The following is a 16,733-nucleotide window of genomic DNA, read 5'->3' as shown; positions in this document are numbered from 1 at the left end:
AAAATGGACATTAAAATTCCGGCTTCACGCTTAATAGCGTGCCAGACTAAATATATCAATCCTCGAGTGCAATGCATATCGTAGTCTTGCGCAAAAGCAAAGCTCTTAATTACTGCCGTAATTTACGTAGTATATAAGAATGAGTTAATATTAGTGCTGGCAATCAGTGAAGCCTGCACTAATAATTAAATGCCCTGAGAGCTCAAGATTAAATCAAATAAAGCACTCAAGGCATTATTGGCTTAACTTCTAGATACTTATAAGCATACTCAGGCAACATTCCTCGCAAAGTATTTATATCTGTCTCGACAAAAACTCCGATTGTCGGCACTAGCTTTCCAGTATCAACGAAACGGTTTTCAGCACACAGGAACTGATTGGGTGAAAAAGTCCTTGATGGTGATGAAATTAATGCCTTAGAACCTCCGCAATTAATGAACTCATTAGAGAAGACCAGATAGTTTAAAATCCTGATTGATTTTTCTCCACTGTCACCAAAATTTTGCCAGTAACTAACCATCCCATTATTGATGTAGTTATTAAAAATGTAGGTGTCCTGCATAATCCACCAGACATTATTAACATCGTCATATGGTCGTGCATTGAAGGAAATACCTTGCAGATAGTTTCCTGCGAAAATCAGACCTTTAGCGTTACGGAACTTTAACTGCCCAGAAGGATTATCATCGCAAGGCCAACCACCAAAATAATTTTGTACGACTTCAACCTGGTCATACTGCTTGATATATATGTTATGGTCACGGCTAATATCCTCTTTACCTGTTGCTGGATTGAAGAGATACATTTCCTGACTACCTACGAAGAAGTTTTTACGAAATAAGGCTTTCTTCAGATTACTGGTGGAGTACCAGCCAGCAACAAAATCCCCCTGTACGTCGTCGAATGAAATAGAACCAGCTTTGCGCAACTTAAGTAAAATTGCGAGCATCACCTGGGTTTCATCATCGAGCCACGGTTTTGCCGTATCGATATCAACCACTGAACCAAGGAAATTTTGTTCGATAACTAATCCAGGAGCGTTTCCATAAGTACTAAGACCAACCCCCGCATAACCTCTACCACGCATGAAAACGTTACCTTTAATTATATAGGGGTGCGTAGAGCAGGTGAGCTGCGCTACATCAGTAGATGTTATGGTGTTGATAAACACATTATGACTTATGCTTATATTCGTTTTACGTCCGTAGAAGTTCACAATAGCATTATCAAAAATAATATTTTCGATGCTTAACGTGGTGACTGTATTAACATATGTGCAGTCACCAAACATCACAGCATTACCACTATCAGAGATACCTCGGAATACAGTGCCGCTGAAAGAACCTTTCAGCGAATTGTAGGACTTCATTTTTACATCATTAGAAAAAAGATAGACTCCAGGCGGAAAGAAAATCCCTTTCTTTGCAGAATTACTAACATCAAGTAACGCGGCCAATTTTTCCGTGAGGTCTTCTCCTGTATCAGGATTAATCCCTGCATCAGGCCCATAGATATAATCTTTTAAATTCACAGTCAATCCGATATTTAAATCTTTCATATATAGTCCTTATTTGAAATGAGTCATTCTGTCTCTCAAGAAACGCATTTCATGACTTCACATTATTTGTTAAATAAAAAATTCAGGAAAGTATTTCAGTAGCGTGTTGTGTTTCCAGGCGATAAGATCACTTTCTGGCATACCTGCCTTTGTCTTTTGTTAAGTGCACGCACCATGAAAAGGGCATCTGCTGCCAGACCATCATACTCTCGCAGCTGCCGCACAGTTGCTTTATCTTGTACATGGGCGTTTCCGCTATTTAGCGAAGACTTTAATTTGTTATTTAGCAAACGCACGGATTCTCCAGCACGGTAACAGGCGTCTTTCGGTGAGGGATCGTGAAACTGTTTTTCTTTAGGTGCAGTTAATAGTGACGTGACCAACAGTCTTAAGCTCCTTCTGCTGCGGATGACATTATTTTACTGCGTATATGATGAATCTGGGGTTGGTTTCTGATTCAATCACTCCGTTCACTGGCGCGCCCTCATACATGATTTCATGTATAATAGTTCAATTTATTCAAGAAGGTGCAGGGCAAACGTGCCATCTCGGTTAATTCGACTATTAATACTTGATTACGATCTCAAACAGGTAAAATATGTTCTTTTAAGCCCTTCAGTCAAGTATAAATTATTACGTATCTTTGACACTTTAAGATAAAAAGGTATACTTATATTTTGCGCCATAAAATACGCCTCAAATAATTCATCAGGAGTGTTATCAAGTTTATGTTTATCTTTATTTACTATGAGCATTTCATAATATAAGCTATTATGTTTGCGGGTATATTCAATGAAGTAAGCCCTGTTTAGTTCATATCTTTTATCATTAAATATTAGCGTACCATTTATATGCATTGTGGCCTTATTGTTAGGTTTCAAAACAAAATCGTAATCACTATCCAATTTAATTGATTCATTGTTTTTATTTACTATAAAATTAACATCTGCGACGCATGTAAATGTTCTGTCCACAAAGAAATAATATGTACATAAAAAAAACACAGCAATCAATACCACTGTTATTTGAAAAAATACAAACCCTCTTTTGTTCATGTGAATCACCTTGTTGAGTACGATATCTTGTAATTCATGCATTGTTCTAAATCTTCACCTTTTTTATTTTTGCATGTGGTATAGAAAATATATTTGCCTCCTTGGGTATTGAAATCTAAATATATATCAACTGAGCTTCCATCTTTAGGGCCGTAACACTCATCAAGATTGAGATCTTTCTTGATGTTATTATCAAAGGTTTGTTTAGGTGCGAATGAGTTATATCCATAAATATTACAAATGCCTATTTTTTCAATCTCACTATAGGTTTTACTCTTAAATTCATTAAAACCAACACTTTCAAAATAAAAATACAAGGATAAAAAAACCAAAGAAAACAATGATAAAAAATTTATTATTGTGTATGAGTATGCGCTGGGGTTGTAACGACTTTCTTTTTTATTTCCCAACACATCTGGAATTTCATTCTCATTATTATCTATATATTTATCACAATAAAATTCGTATCCAACCTTAGGTATTGTTTTTAAATGCAACTCATCGTTAGTCAATGTGTAGTAGCTTTTTCTTATGGCTGCTATGCTATTATTTAAACTAGCATTGGATGGTGCATACCCCCTACCAACCCAGATGTTTTCAAGCAACTCCTCCCGTGATATGGTGTTATTACTTTTCTCAAGTAGCTCAGAAAGCACTAACGATGTTATTGGTTGTAACTTAATATAGTTTTCAGGCTGGCTTACAAGGGTTAGTGTAAATTCATCTTGGTTAAAGACAACTTGGTTATTGATGATAATGTTCATAACGAACTCTACTATTGAAGTATGCATTCTTAAGTATAATTTAAATTTGTTTTTTTTCAATCTTTTCTATGTTTTATAGCACAAGAACGCTATATTATCCTCATGAAATTGACAAACTGAAGAAAATGGTTCCTATTTTCCAACCCCATTTTTATTCGCACATTACGACCATGCGCACTTACTGTTTTAACAGAAATATTCATTACTTTGCTGATAGTTCTCTCTGTAGCGCCACGCAATACCAGGCTTAAAAACTCTATTTGTTTTTGTGAAAGGCATTCAAAAGAAAAATTATTTTTTTTGTTTGGCTTTATTATCTTTATTTTTTTTAAAATGGATGGTGGTGATATTTTCATTGCCACCCCTCTATTTCTTAAGATGCTTCCAGACTCACCACCAAAATAAAAGACAGGAGGTGGAATATCTATAAATACCACTTTAAAAGAATCTGCGCAAAAATTTTCAACCATGCTAAAATCCTCATGTGTGATTTTAATAACCTCTACTTTTAAATGACTTAGTTTATACTTAAAGACAGATACAACCCCTTCAGCCAGAAAATTATTATCCGTGACAAGGAGTGCTTTGTGTTTATGATTCACATTATACATTAGTTGTTTATGGTTCATACTTCACGTTAGTTGAATTTATGAAAACACTCATGATGCTTTTCACTTGATGTCAAAGCTTATTTAAACTATATTTTTAATTTAATTATATAATGAATGTGTTTTTACGCTACGTTTGTGGTGGTCAATATATCCTGCACAATAACTTTTCCTGCTGGTATTGATGCGATAACCAGAATTATTACGATAGTCTTTTCATACTTATTCCTGTACCTTTAGGCTAATCTTTAATAGCAGGCACCTTGTCTTCATGGTACGGATTCTGCCTCATCTTTTATGGCCGGTATATAGCAGCCTCCAGGCGAGCCTCATAACGATCAGCCACGACGATAGTTTCTTCAGATGAAGAATTAAGCGTGGCGTCCATGCCGATATTGCTGGCGGCAGTATTCAGGACGAAGAAGCTCTCGCCCTCCACATCCTTCCAGTTCGCGTTTGGCATCCAAAATTCGACCTTGAGTTTATTGCGTGGATTATAGTAGCCATAAATAACCGCGATTCTGTCACCCCTATAAACTTCCGCCCTTGGCTGGTCTGGAGACCACCGCAAACCGAGCAGACCTGGCCCCTCGGCCTGGAGAGTGATGTTTGCCCATGTTGTACCAGGAGCAAACGTCCCCGGACGGAGGTTAGGTTTCGTGAAGATATTCAGTGTCAGTTGGTTGGCAGGATAAAGAACTTCCACCATTCCCGAGGACTCAGTGATCTGAGATAAGGTAAATGCTCCGGCCTGACTGGTGAGAGCCAGCCAAGTGAGTCCGATAGTTTTAATCAAATTTTTCATCCTTATTTCCCTACTAATTGAGCTTGGAGTCGCTCAAGGATTATATACCGCAGCCTTAATCTTTATCTCGTATCGACCGGGGAATAACGTATTCTTAACATAACCGTGATCATAGGAGCCGACAGCAAAAATAAACGCTTTTTGATAGGTAACCATTTTCTCTGTTATCTCCCAATAACCTGCCCCGGAGTCAGAGGGTAAAAATGTAGTTGGTTCAGAAGTCAAAGGTAAATCATCTACATCCACCAAGGAAAGTACCATGTTCGCATTTGTAACACCTGTACCTGGAATAACTTGAGACACAGAGATGATTTCAGTCGATTCGGGGTTAGCAAAAGCGAAAGCGATATATCGCGGCACCTTGGTTTTAATCTCAAAATCCGCGACTATACGGCGTAGTTCTATAGGGCCAGCAGGTACCACATAGCCGTTGACTTCAAGCTCAAAGGCATCAGCAGGCGCCTGAAAGGTTACGAGCGTCTCTGCCGTACCGCCATCAGAAAATTCTGCCGCCTTTTCCTGACGATCGCTGAAGTCAGCGGCGAGGACGGATGCTGACGACCATATCAGGGCACTGGCAAAAACCAGTTTTTTCATTTTATAAATCATCTTTTTTCCATTATTCTGGGTTTTGACCCTGCTGAACCACACTTTACGGATCCGAAAATTACTGGCCTTTCGTACCCATGGTCACAGTAAAAGGAGTTGTGTTTTAGAGGCTCAGCACCGTTGACGCCCCGATAAGCAACCGCCACATGCCGGGGCTTGCCTCCTGATGGCCGTCCGTAACTATCCTGAAATTGACACTGTTCTGACTACTCAGAATACGCAGGCCACGTCCTGCATCTTCTGCGGTCGCCGGCTCGTCGGTCTCAATCCTGACCCGAAGTGGAAGACCTGTACCACCGGGGGAGGTGAGTGCAAGACGATAATCGCCAGCATCCTGACCCCCTTCCAGCCACAGACGGAAACCTTCATGCGGCCCATTCCAGGTCACCCGCCCCCTTCCGAGCAGGGAGCCGTCTGCAACAGGCCCGGCGGTTCGGGTCGCTTCCGGGCGAAAATCGATATGCGGAATGTCTGCCGATGCCGGAAGCGACTGCAGGAAACTCAGGATTATGGCGACCAGGGTCGCCCGCAAGATTGCTTTCAGAATTCTCATCTAATTCTCCTGTGGGTGCCGTCAGCGGCACGTCGCCTGTATGGTATGGACGCCTGAAGCTCCCGGACTTGCAGGGAGTGTATAGTTTGCACTGCACTCGCTTCCGCTCCAGCGGACTAAAGCACGGGACGGTTATCCTCACGCACCAGCGAGAACACAACCTCCCGGCTGTCCACTCGCTGGCCATTGAGCAGAATGTCGACCATATAGGTTCCCGGCAGCTGCGCACCTTCGTTAAAAAGGCTTATGTCTGCTCCGACCCCGGCCTCTCCCAGCATAGCCGGGTCGAAAGTATAGGTGCGTGCGGCCGCAGACTCTGAAAACAGTGTCAGGCAGGTCAAAACGGCAGGCACGCAAAATATCGCAGTAATACGCATGGTTTGATGGCTCCCCGGAAAACTAAAGATGAAAATCATCACTGAATACGGGCGGTTACCTGCGCGCTATCACCGCCCAGGTCGTTAATCACCACATACTTCAGCTCGCTGGCCGGACCGGTACCACCGGATACGGTGTAGATGCGACTGCTGAACGGCGCGATATAGTCCGGGGCATCAATGGATTTTCCACCCACAGAGATGGTCTTGAGGTTAATGAAATAAGGCGAGTTATTCATCGCCCGCACCCCTTTAGCATCGCGGTACCAGGTGAGCTCTGAGCTTGCCGCTTCCGGGGTGCTGCTCAGACCTGCAGGCCGTGTAAAGAGTTTGATGCACTGACGAAGCTTAACCTTAACGTCAAGTGTGGCGCTGCCGTTTTTGGCGTCCTTGCGCTCATCCCAGGCGTCCCCTTTTTCAGGCGGGATACCTGTCACGCAGAACCAGTTGAGGGATTCACGATCCTTCGGGCTGCTGTCGCCGGTCATTATGATGCGCACACGGCTCTGCTGGCCTGCGTCAAGTCTGAACAGGGGAGGGGTAACCGAGAACGGTACACGGCTCCCACCATCATCAGGAGAAACTTCGCTCTGGGCAAGAACAGGGAAATCGTTCGGGTTATTGATAGTGACGGAAACCCCTGTCGAGCCCGGTGTGTATATCAGACGGGTTGCACTGAGGCCGACAGAGTAGGTGGTGGTCTTCTGCTCCAGTTTGGTTTGTGGCTCCGCTGAGCTGGCGGAAGGCATAACGAAAATAAGCGCGAGGAACAGCGGCGCGCGGGTAATATGGGTGTTTTTCACCAGAAACTCCAGTCAGTAAAAGCAGTAAGCAGCATTCCTGCATCCAGGCAATAAAACCGCAGTTCTGCATCTTTGTGGCGCTTGATTCCAGGATAAAGCAGGATTGCCGGGCGGAAAATCAGGGCGCATCCACAAAATGAAGCGTCCTGCGGGCAAGATTAAAGTGTTCCTCAAATCTGCCTGAAAAAACCGCAAGGCAGGCGCATAGTGGCTTTATTTTACCGCTGCGCATGATGCAGCAATGCGGCGACGGTTTATGGGATTAGGTCGCTCTAATTGCGGAAAAATAATAGGAAGGACAGGGTGGTTATTGAAAGATAATATTTCAATTACATAAATATTAATTTATAACACTATGCACAACCTTTATATCAGCATATAATGTCGCGATGGCGGCGGGTGGAGGATGGAGGGTGGCACTATATAAGAGTCCGAATGGCGAAGCAGATAATCCAGTTCGCAGCCGGATGTAAGGAGCGGGCGACTGAGGGAAGCAGCAGTGGGAACTAACTGAGGCTGCTGCGAGGGATCTGCAGGAGAAAAATAGGCTGACACGTAGCATAATGCCCTAATATTTCATTAGACTACATATTATCGAGCAATCTGAATTACTATTGTTTATCCTGCACACATGCAAAATATCTTTTTTCATGCTACTTTATTAAGTACAGCCTCCCGTATATTAAGATGCCAGATACTATGAAAAATTTAGAACTTCCGATATGGCTTTTTAATGCATTTGTCTTCTTTGTAATCTTTATTTCAGGTCTCGCATTCAGTTACTGGAAAATGGAATCAATGCTTGAGCAAGAGACACGCAATCAGCTTGTGCAGGCCGCAGTAAGAGTTGAGGCAATATTAGGGCATGCAAAGTCAGCCTCTGAAAAAGGCGCCATGTATGCTGGAAGTACCTGCACAGATTCGGTTCTTTCAGCTCTGCGGGCACATGTTGCTGCAATTCCTGATGTCCGTTCTATTAATCTTGCTAAGTACAATCAGATTTACTGTACAACTGTCTACGGCAGCAGACATTTTGACGTTGATGGAAAAGATTACACTCAGGGAAAACTGTTACTGCTTAATGGAAACGAACTGACACCTTACCGCTCTCTTATTGTCTATCGTAACCTTACGAGCTATGGAAATTCTGTGCTGGCCGGTGTCGATGGGTATTATCTGTACAATATACTGAAGCTAATAGACAGTAAATCACATTTTTATATACAGGTAGGTAATAAATTTATGAGCAAGGATGGTATCGTTATCACCCAGCCAGGAGTTGAGAAAACGATCTCTCAAGATTCTTCGCTGTATCCTTTCTCAGTCGTAGCGGATATTTCACAGATATACACATTTTCTACTTTCCTGCAACATTCCTGGGATTCAATAGCTTTAGTTGTATTTTTTTCGGTTCTGACCAGTTTTCTTATGAGCCGGTACGTTCTTTATCGTAAAACGCTTGATGCCCGTCTTCATAAAGCGATAAAAAAAGCTGAAATCTCACCCTGGATCCAGCCGATTTATGATGCAGAGAATGAGCAAATTGCAGGCGGTGAGATACTTCTTCGCTGGTTAGAACCCGGTAAGGATTATATCGCACCCGATATATTTATCAAACTGGCGGAAGAGAACGGCACGATTAAAGAACTGACAAGCATCTGCTTTATAAATACGGCAAAAGAATTGAAAGAATTCAGTTTCGCCGGCTATACTCCTCTCATTATTTGTTTCAACGTAAGTGCATGGCATTTTAAAAACAAAGACATACTCTCATTATGTGATTATTTTTCACGGCTTGTTTCACCCAATCATTTCCGTATCGTCCTAGAGGTAACCGAAAGGGAAATAATTACCGACAGTTTAGAAACACAGGAAGTTATAGAGTCATTAAAAGAACGTCATATTGCATTGTCATTGGATGACTTTGGAACAGGAAATGCCAACTACAGCTATGTAAAGCTTTTCTCTCCTGACTATCTAAAAATCGATAAGATGTTTACTTCCGGTGTTGAAAATGATAGAGTTTGTCAATATGTGATTTCCAGTATTATTAATCTGGCCAGAAAGCTGGGCTGCGCTATAATAGCTGAAGGTGTAGAGAACGAGACACAAAAACAAATGCTGAGAGCAATGGGGGTGACACATTTTCAGGGTTATTATTTCAGTATACCTGTACCTTTAAATGAGTTTAAAAATATGCTGGAACAAACTCGGGCAGCCGATGATAATACCGTTCAAGGTTACGAGTGAAAAGTTCCAGCTACGATAATACCGGCGAATATATTTATGATTAATGCTACATAAGCTAATCACTACCAAGCGCTCACATCGGTAAATTCTGTTCCAGTAAGCACGATTTTGTTCTTTTTGATATCCTATTTGCACGGTTATTAGCATCAACAGCTTTGTAATAGCGCCTGCCTCGATTACGCTGAACTTCAGCAGGGATCGTCTAATGACTAGAATTAAGTGTAGCAGCTATCGCGCGAATGCTCATTTTGGCTGACAAAACAGCTAGTATTTCCTCGTGCCAGATTTTCCTTTGCTATAAATGTCCGTCTTCCAACAATCCTCCACAATTCCATGTTTTCGCATGACTCGCCACACTTTTGGTTCAGCTCCTCTCTATGATATGTTGCCTTTACCACGGCTCTTGCCTCTACCGTTCAGCCAAACCGCGACCGCCTACGTGAACGACAATTAGTCCGGATGGCTACATTCAGTAACTGCTAGGGGAACGCAACGAGATGATATTGAGCCACACAGACTTCCAGTCAGTTAAGGCTTCCCTGACGGAAGCTGAAAGGTGAACCGGGGAAAGTCAGCGACGGATGTTAAGGGGGCATGGCTCCGATGACTCGCTGGCTGGCGGAGCTTCCGCAGTAGTCTGTGATGGGGAAAGCCCGTTACACGGCAAAGGGAAGCAGTTTAAAGGTGTTTGCGAAGTGAACTAACAGACCTAATAAGGTGAAGACCTTCGATAATCAGCGAAATGTAACACAAGCTTGTCACATTGGCAGCAACAGACCCGTCTCGACGGATAGGACGGCTGCTGGGTCTGATAATGGCTGGCCGAAGCCGCACGGATCGCCTTTTCATCAAAGGGGGCATATAACGGTTGGCTCGTTTTGGATAACATTTCGGTTCTTCTTTCACTGAGAGTTTAGTCTCCCTGAAACCCGGTACGGTTCAGCCGGTTGCAGAGATAAAAGGATGTGTTATAAATGGCTAATATCTGATCTCGTTTTTCGCCCCCCTCCGTCATGTACAGAGTGATACGTGTTATTTTGCACTCCAGCCATCCCATTATAGCCTGTCAATTGCCAGCATAGCCTGTCATGATTCTTCTGAACATTGTGTTGCACTGCATTCCCCTGTTTTTCTGGATGTGGTTTTTCCGCCCTCCCCGGGCGGTTTTTTTTCCATACACCGTAAACTCCGCCAGTCACCAGCCCCGACCACGACATGCACTTATTCTGCTGGTTTTTCTATCCAAAAAAATAAACTTTCTACACACATAAAACTAATATAACTATAATCAACAAAATTACATTCCAAAAAAACACACTCCGATTCTAAAGTACCGCAGTCATTCATTCCATTAGGAAGAATATTAAACTGTGAAAAAAGTTCTTATTCGGAAAACTGCAATCGCCACACTTTTGGTGCAGTTCTGCTCTCCATTATCTGTTGCCTTTACCCCGGCTATTGCCTCCGCCGTTCAGCCAAACCGCGACACCACCGCGACCGCCGACGTGAACGACAATCAGGCCGCCGCACGCCTTGCCCAGGCCGCATCCCGGGCAGGGACCTTCTTGAGCAACGCCCCAGATACCGATGCTGCTGCATCACTCGCCAGCGGGTACGCCAGTGCCGAAGTCCAGCAGTGGCTCAGCCAGTTCGGCACGGCGCGCACCACCATTGACGTTGATAAGGACTTCTCACTGAAGGGCTCCTCTCTCGACCTCCTGGTGCCCCTGCACGACTCGCCTGACCTGCTCACCTTTGCCCAGGGCGGTATCCGCCGGGCGGACGACCGCACGCAGTCCTCCCTCGGCCTCGGCGTGCGCAGCTTCGGGTCCGACAGTATGCTCGGCGCCAGCGCCTTTATCGACCACGACCTCTCCCGCAGCCACACCCGGGCTGGGCTCGGTATTGAATACTGGCGCGACAACCTCCGCCTTGGCGCCAACAGCTACATGCGCCTCTCGGGCTGGAAGGACTCCCCGGACGTCACCGACTACCTTGAGCGTCCGGCAAACGGCTGGGACATTACCGCCCGCGGCTGGCTTCCTTCGCTGCCGCAGCTCGGCGCCTCGCTGGGCTTTGAGCGCTACTACGGTGAAGAGGTGGGCCTGTTCGGACACAGCAACCGCCAGAAGGACCCTTATGCCGCCACTGCAGGCCTGAACTGGACGCCGTTCCCGCTGCTCACCCTGAACGCCGGGCAGCGTCAGGGCAAGGGCTCGGCCAGCGATTCCCGCCTGGGTCTTGAGCTGCGCTACACCCCGGGCGTATCCTGGGCGCATCAGACCAGTCCTGACTCCGTCGCCGCACTGCGTAGTCTGAGCGGTGCTCGCCATGACCTTGTCGAGCGCAACAGCAACATTGTCCTCGAGTACAAAAAGAAAGAGGTCATATTCCTGAAGACCCAGGAGCTGGTCACTGGCTACGCTGGTGAGCAGAAGCCCCTGAGCGTGGAGATAAAGAGCCGGTATCCTGCTGAGCGCATTGAGTGGCAGTCGCCAGAGCTGGAGGCGGCCGGAGGGATTATCATGTCTTCCGGCCCGCATTCTCACGCTGTTATACTACCGGCCTGGCAGCCGGGAAGAGCTCTCCACGGCAATACCTATACGGTACGCGGTGTTGCCGTGGACAGTCGGGGCAACCGCTCTGCCGCGTCCAGCACCCGTGTTGTCGTTTCACAGGCAGCCATCAGTCCCGCACTGTCGGGCCTGAGCCTTTCGTCGCTTAATCTGGTCCCGGACGGCACCAGTGCGCAGAAAGTCACCCTCACCCTGCGTGATGCAGCCGGCAATCCGGTTGACGTGGACGAAAGTGAGATTGTTACGGAACGCAGCGATAATACCGACAAAAACGCAGCGCGGGCTGCACGCGGTCTCGCCCGGGTGGGGCATTTCGTACGCACCTCTGCCGGCAGCTATGACCTGACGGTTACTCCGGGAACGCAGGAAGAGCACTTCACGCTGACTCCGTATGTGCGCGGCTACAGCGCCGGCACCATCACTGTCAACATCAGCCAGACTCTGAGTGATGCTAACTCCTCACTGGTGGTCGGGCAGCCTGTTACCGACACGGATACGCCGGTGCCTGTAATGCTTACGCTGCGTGATGAGGCGAGCATTCCGATTAACGGCCAGAAGGTGAGATTCAGCAGCGGTCAGGACGGCGTCACCTTCTCTGACGTGCAGGAGTCTGCTGGCGGAGTTTACACTGCCACTATGCGCGCCACGCGGACGGGCGTGGTGACGGTGAGCTCTATTGTGAACGGCATCCAGCTGGCGCAGCCGCAGGCCACCGTCACAGTGAAAGCGGGCTCTGTCTCGCAGGCCACTTCGACCCTTAAAACAGACCGTACGCGTTATGCCAGTCAGGAGGATGTGGTACTGACACTGACTCTGAAGGATGCATCCGGCAACAGTGTGACGGAGGTGGATCTTGCCTCTGCCACATTTACTGGTCCGGGGCTACAGGAGAAGGAGGGCTCAGCCTGGACGCAGGCCGGCGGCGTCTGGACCCGCACCTTCACCGCGACGACGGCGGGCACCGGCCTGACGGCCGGCATCACGCTGGGCGGCACGGCCGTTACCTCCGCCGCGTACACCATCACGGCTGCCGCGGCTTCTGCGGCCACCTCCACCCTTGGGGTCAGCGGCGGCGTTAACGGCACGTTCACCGCCGGAGACGAGATGACCATCACCTTCACCCCGCGCGACGCGCAGGATAACCCGGCGACCATCACGGCGGAGGCTGCGGACACCATCACCGTGGCGAACGCCGCGCCGGCACAGGGCTCAGCCTGGACGCAGGCCGGCGGCGTCTGGACCCGCACCTTCACCGCGACGACGGCGGGCACCGGCCTGACGGCCGGCGTCACGCTGGGCGACGGAACCGTCACCTCCGCCCCGTACTCCGTCACGGCGGGCGCGGCTTCTGCGGCCACCTCCACCCTTGCCGTCAGCGGCGGCACTAACGGCACGTTCGCTGCCGGAGACAGCATGACCGTCACCTTCACCCCGCGCGACGCGCAGGGCAACCCGGCAGACATCGCGGCTGCGGTTGCGGACACCATCGCCGTGCCGGGCGCAACGCCGGCTCAGGGCTCCACCTGGACGCAGGCCGGCGGCGTCTGGACCCGCACCTTCACCGCGACGACGGCGGGCACCGGCCTGACGGCCGGCGTCACGCTGGGCGACGGAACCGTCACCTCCGCCCCGTACTCCGTCACGGCGGGCGCGGCTTCTGCGGCCACCTCCACCCTTGCCGTCAGCGGCGACACGTTCGCTGCCGGAGACAGCATGACCGTCACCTTCACCCCGCGCGACGCGCAGGGCAACCCGGCAGACATCGCGGCTGCGGTTGCGGACACCATCGCCGTGCCGGGCGCAACGCCGGCTCAGGGCTCCACCTGGACGCAGGCCGGCGGCGTCTGGACCCGCACCTTCACCGCGACGACGGCGGGCACCGGCATAACGGCCGGCGTCACGCTGGGCGACGGAACCGTCACCTCCGCCCCGTACTCCGTCACGGCGGGCGCGGCTTCTGCGGCCACCTCCACCCTTGCCGTCAGCGGCGGCACTAACGGCACGTTCACCGCCGGAGACGAGATGACCGTCACCTTCACCCCGCGCGACGCGCAGGGCAACCCGGCAGACATCGCGGCTGCGGTTGCGGACACCATCGCCGTGCCGGGCGCAACGCCGGCTCAGGGCTCCACCTGGACGCAGGCCGGCGGCGTCTGGACCCGCACCTTCACCGCGACGACGGCGGGCACCGGCATAACGGCCGGCGTCACGCTGGGCGACGGAACCGTCACCTCCGCCCCGTACTCCGTCACGGCGGGCGCGGCTTCTGCGGCCACCTCCACCCTTGCCGTCAGCGGCGGCACTAACGGCACGTTCACCGCCGGAGACGAGATGACCGTCACCTTCACCCCGCGCGACGCGCAGGATAACCCGGCGACCATCACGGCTGCGGTTGCGGACACCATCGCCGTGCCGGGCGCAACGCCGGCTCAGGGCTCCACCTGGACGCAGGCCGGCGGCGTCTGGACCCGCACCTTCACCGCGACGACGGCGGGCACCGGCCTGACGGCCGGCGTCACGCTGGGCGACGGAACCGTCACCTCCGCCCCGTACTCCGTCACGGCGGGCGCGGCTTCTGCGGCCACCTCCACCCTTGCCGTCAGCGGCGGCACTAACGGCACGTTCGCTGCCGGAGACAGCATGACCGTCACCTTCACCCCGCGCGACGCGCAGGGCAACCCGGCAGACATCGCGGCTGCGGTTGCGGACACCATCGCCGTGCCGGGCGCAACGCCGGCTCAGGGCTCCACCTGGACGCAGGCCGGCGGCGTCTGGACCCGCACCTTCACCGCGACGACGGCGGGCACCGGCCTGACGGCCGGCGTCACGCTGGGCGACGGAACCGTCACCTCCGCCCCGTACTCCGTCACGGCGGGCGCGGTTTCTGCGGCCACCTCCACCCTTGCCGTCAGCGGCGGCGCTAACGGCACGTTCAGGGTTGGAGACGAGATGACCGTCACCTTCACCCCGCGCGACGCGCAGGGCAACCCAGCAGGCATCGATACTGATATACTGGAAACCATGACAGTGATTGGCACCCTTCCGCTCTTGAACACAACCTGGACGCAGGCCGACGGCGTCTGGACCCGCACCTTCACCGCAGCGTCGTTTGGCACCGATCTTATGGCCTTACTCTTTCTACCCGACGGGGCGATCGCCTCCGCCACGTACACAATTACGGATGGCGAGGCTTCTGCGGCCAACTCCACCCTTGCCGTCAGCGGCGACACGTTCACTGCCGGAGACGAGATGACCGTCACCTTCATCCCGCGTAACAATTTTAACGGCCCGGCGACCATCACGGCTGAGGCTGCGGACACCATCACCGTGGCGAACGCCGCGCCGGCACAGGGCTCAGCCTGGACGCAGGCCGACGGCGTCTGGACCCGCACCTTCACCGCGACGACGGCGGGCACCGGCCTGACGGCCGGCATCACGCTGGGCAGCGGAACCGTCACCTCCGCCGCGTACACCATCACGGCGGGCGCGGCTTCTGCGGCCACCTCCACCCTTGTCGTCAGCGGCAACACGTTCTGGATTGGAGACGAGATGACCGTCACCTTCACCCCGCGCGACGCGCAGGGCAACATTGCGAACATGCCGCCTGATAGTCCGGATACCATCAACATACCGGGCGCCGGGCCGGCCCCGACCCCAGCCTGGATGCCGGCAGGCGGCACCTGGTTAATGACCGGCATCGCACAGAATGAGGGCTCCGACATGGTGGCCTCCATCACTCTAGCCGACGGAATCGTCCTCTCCGCCCCGTACACCATCACAGCGGGTGCCACGAACTAAAGGCAACACCGGAGTACCTGAGAGCCCAGGTACTCCACTCCCTAAACTAATAAATAAACTTTTTTATGATGAATACTGAATTCACTCCGCAGCAGAAACTTGAAAACATCATTCGCTCCCTCCGGGAAAAAAGGAGTGTTATGGTCTCCGGGCGGGAAGATATAGCCATGACACTGCGCGCACGTCCCACTGTCTTCTTTCTCGAGGAGGGGCGGGCCTCCCTTCGCCTTAAAAGTAATGGCTACATTATTGCCGACTTCACGGCACCCGCGGTGCTCGGTCTTGAGCTGCTCTGCGGTCGTGAACCAGATACAACCGTGGCCGTTCAGGATTCAGCTCGTCTTATTCAGGTGCTGTCTTCTGACCTTGCTGCGGAAATTGAGCTGTCGGGGATGTGGCATGATGTCTTCAGCATTCTTGCAGACAATGCGCGGCATGTGCGGGATAATCTCGCCATCAGTGCGTTCGGCAGCAATTACCACATCGTTCGCCACCATCTTCTTGCCCTGAGCAACGGTGACGGGGGCCTCCTGAAGCAGGAATCGTTTCACCGGTATATCAGCGAGCGTTCAACCGTCTCCCGCAGCACTCTGTACAAGGTTATCAGGAGTCTGCAGGCTGGGCAGTACATTACCATGGAAAGAGGAAAACTGATTGAGCTTCGACATCTCCCAAAAAATTATTAAAGATGAGTCTGTGGTTGAGGTTTCCATCCTTACCGACCCGCCAGAGTCATGCGTTGCATCAAGGAAGATAAAAGGCTGGCTGTGATTTACTTCACCCGGTGCGGTCAGTTCTTTGCGCTCTTTAGGCTCATGCACAGAACATCGCCGCTGAACGTGGAGTGCGGACCAGACACCGAACCCAGGATACAAGGCTGTCCATGAGTGCGGCAGAGCACCATAAGCGTTACTGATGGGTGCGGTAATCCGGGCACATCGTTTTACGTATCTTCTGCGAGCGGCTCTGGCTGTACG

12 protein-coding genes and 2 pseudogenes are annotated in these 16,733 nt (G+C 50.4%); 3 read left to right on the top strand and 11 right to left on the bottom strand.

The genetic code is table 11. From position 1 onward, the window contains the following. Positions 1-226 precede the first annotated feature (226 nt). The 10 genes and pseudogenes from FOY96_RS22805 to FOY96_RS22765 form a co-directional block, all read right to left on the bottom strand. Positions 227-1,558, bottom strand: a complete 1,332-nt coding sequence (locus FOY96_RS22805) for a glycosyl hydrolase family 28-related protein (protein WP_143347846.1) — start codon at positions 1,556-1,558, stop codon at positions 227-229. A gap of 69 nt (positions 1,559-1,627) precedes the next feature. Further along, positions 1,628-1,817: pseudogene (locus FOY96_RS23200) on the bottom strand (hypothetical protein); the annotation flags it as partial. Between the two features lie 316 nt (positions 1,818-2,133). Beyond that, entirely contained in the window at positions 2,134-2,613 is a 480-nt protein-coding gene (locus FOY96_RS22800) for a FidL-like protein (RefSeq protein ID WP_172620546.1), read from the bottom strand. A gap of 5 nt (positions 2,614-2,618) precedes the next feature. Beyond that, positions 2,619-3,377: a winged helix-turn-helix domain-containing protein gene (locus FOY96_RS22795; RefSeq protein WP_172620545.1), complete on the bottom strand. Its 759-nt coding sequence runs from the start codon at positions 3,375-3,377 to the stop codon at positions 2,619-2,621. A gap of 89 nt (positions 3,378-3,466) precedes the next feature. Then, the gene (locus FOY96_RS22790; protein ID WP_143347843.1) at positions 3,467-4,006 is read right to left on the bottom strand and encodes a helix-turn-helix transcriptional regulator; all 540 of its coding nucleotides are present in this window, start codon (positions 4,004-4,006) and stop codon (positions 3,467-3,469) included. Positions 4,007-4,280: 274 nt separating this feature from the next. Continuing rightward, positions 4,281-4,790: a hypothetical protein gene (locus FOY96_RS22785; RefSeq protein WP_143347842.1), complete on the bottom strand. Its 510-nt coding sequence runs from the start codon at positions 4,788-4,790 to the stop codon at positions 4,281-4,283. Between the two features lie 33 nt (positions 4,791-4,823). Continuing rightward, positions 4,824-5,399: a hypothetical protein gene (locus tag FOY96_RS22780; protein ID WP_143347841.1), complete on the bottom strand. Its 576-nt coding sequence runs from the start codon at positions 5,397-5,399 to the stop codon at positions 4,824-4,826. 103 nt (positions 5,400-5,502) lie between these two features. Continuing rightward, complete coding sequence (afaD, locus tag FOY96_RS22775) at positions 5,503-5,931, bottom strand: AfaD family invasin (protein ID WP_164850603.1); 429 nt, start codon at positions 5,929-5,931, stop codon at positions 5,503-5,505. Positions 5,932-6,068: 137 nt separating this feature from the next. Beyond that, entirely contained in the window at positions 6,069-6,329 is a 261-nt protein-coding gene (locus FOY96_RS22770; RefSeq protein ID WP_143347840.1) for a FimD/PapC N-terminal domain-containing protein, read from the bottom strand. A gap of 38 nt (positions 6,330-6,367) precedes the next feature. Next, positions 6,368-7,132, bottom strand: coding sequence for a fimbrial biogenesis chaperone (locus FOY96_RS22765; RefSeq protein ID WP_127728956.1), 765 nt, complete (start codon positions 7,130-7,132; stop codon positions 6,368-6,370). A gap of 699 nt (positions 7,133-7,831) precedes the next feature. Here FOY96_RS22765 and FOY96_RS22760 point away from each other — a divergent pair. After that, positions 7,832-9,382, top strand: a complete 1,551-nt coding sequence (locus tag FOY96_RS22760) for an EAL domain-containing protein (RefSeq protein ID WP_172620544.1) — start codon at positions 7,832-7,834, stop codon at positions 9,380-9,382. A gap of 76 nt (positions 9,383-9,458) precedes the next feature. Here FOY96_RS22760 and FOY96_RS22755 read toward each other — a convergent pair. Next, positions 9,459-9,659 (bottom strand): annotated as a pseudogene (locus tag FOY96_RS22755) (helix-turn-helix domain-containing protein); the annotation flags it as partial. A 1,093-nt stretch (positions 9,660-10,752) separates the two neighbouring features. Here FOY96_RS22755 and FOY96_RS22745 point away from each other — a divergent pair. Together FOY96_RS22745 and FOY96_RS22740 are read left to right on the top strand one after the other, a co-directional pair. Then, positions 10,753-15,756 (top strand): inverse autotransporter beta domain-containing protein, encoded by a 5,004-nt coding sequence (locus FOY96_RS22745; protein ID WP_143347838.1) that lies wholly within the window; start codon positions 10,753-10,755, stop codon positions 15,754-15,756. Positions 15,757-15,821: 65 nt separating this feature from the next. Then, positions 15,822-16,442: a helix-turn-helix domain-containing protein gene (locus FOY96_RS22740; RefSeq protein ID WP_127728950.1), complete on the top strand. Its 621-nt coding sequence runs from the start codon at positions 15,822-15,824 to the stop codon at positions 16,440-16,442. The last annotated feature ends 291 nt before the right edge of the window (positions 16,443-16,733 follow it).

The sequence above is a fragment of the Enterobacter asburiae genome (genome assembly GCF_007035645.1).
GTDB classification, from domain to species: Bacteria; Pseudomonadota; Gammaproteobacteria; order Enterobacterales; family Enterobacteriaceae; genus Enterobacter; species Enterobacter asburiae_B.
This window is presented reverse-complemented; position numbering and strand designations above follow the sequence as displayed.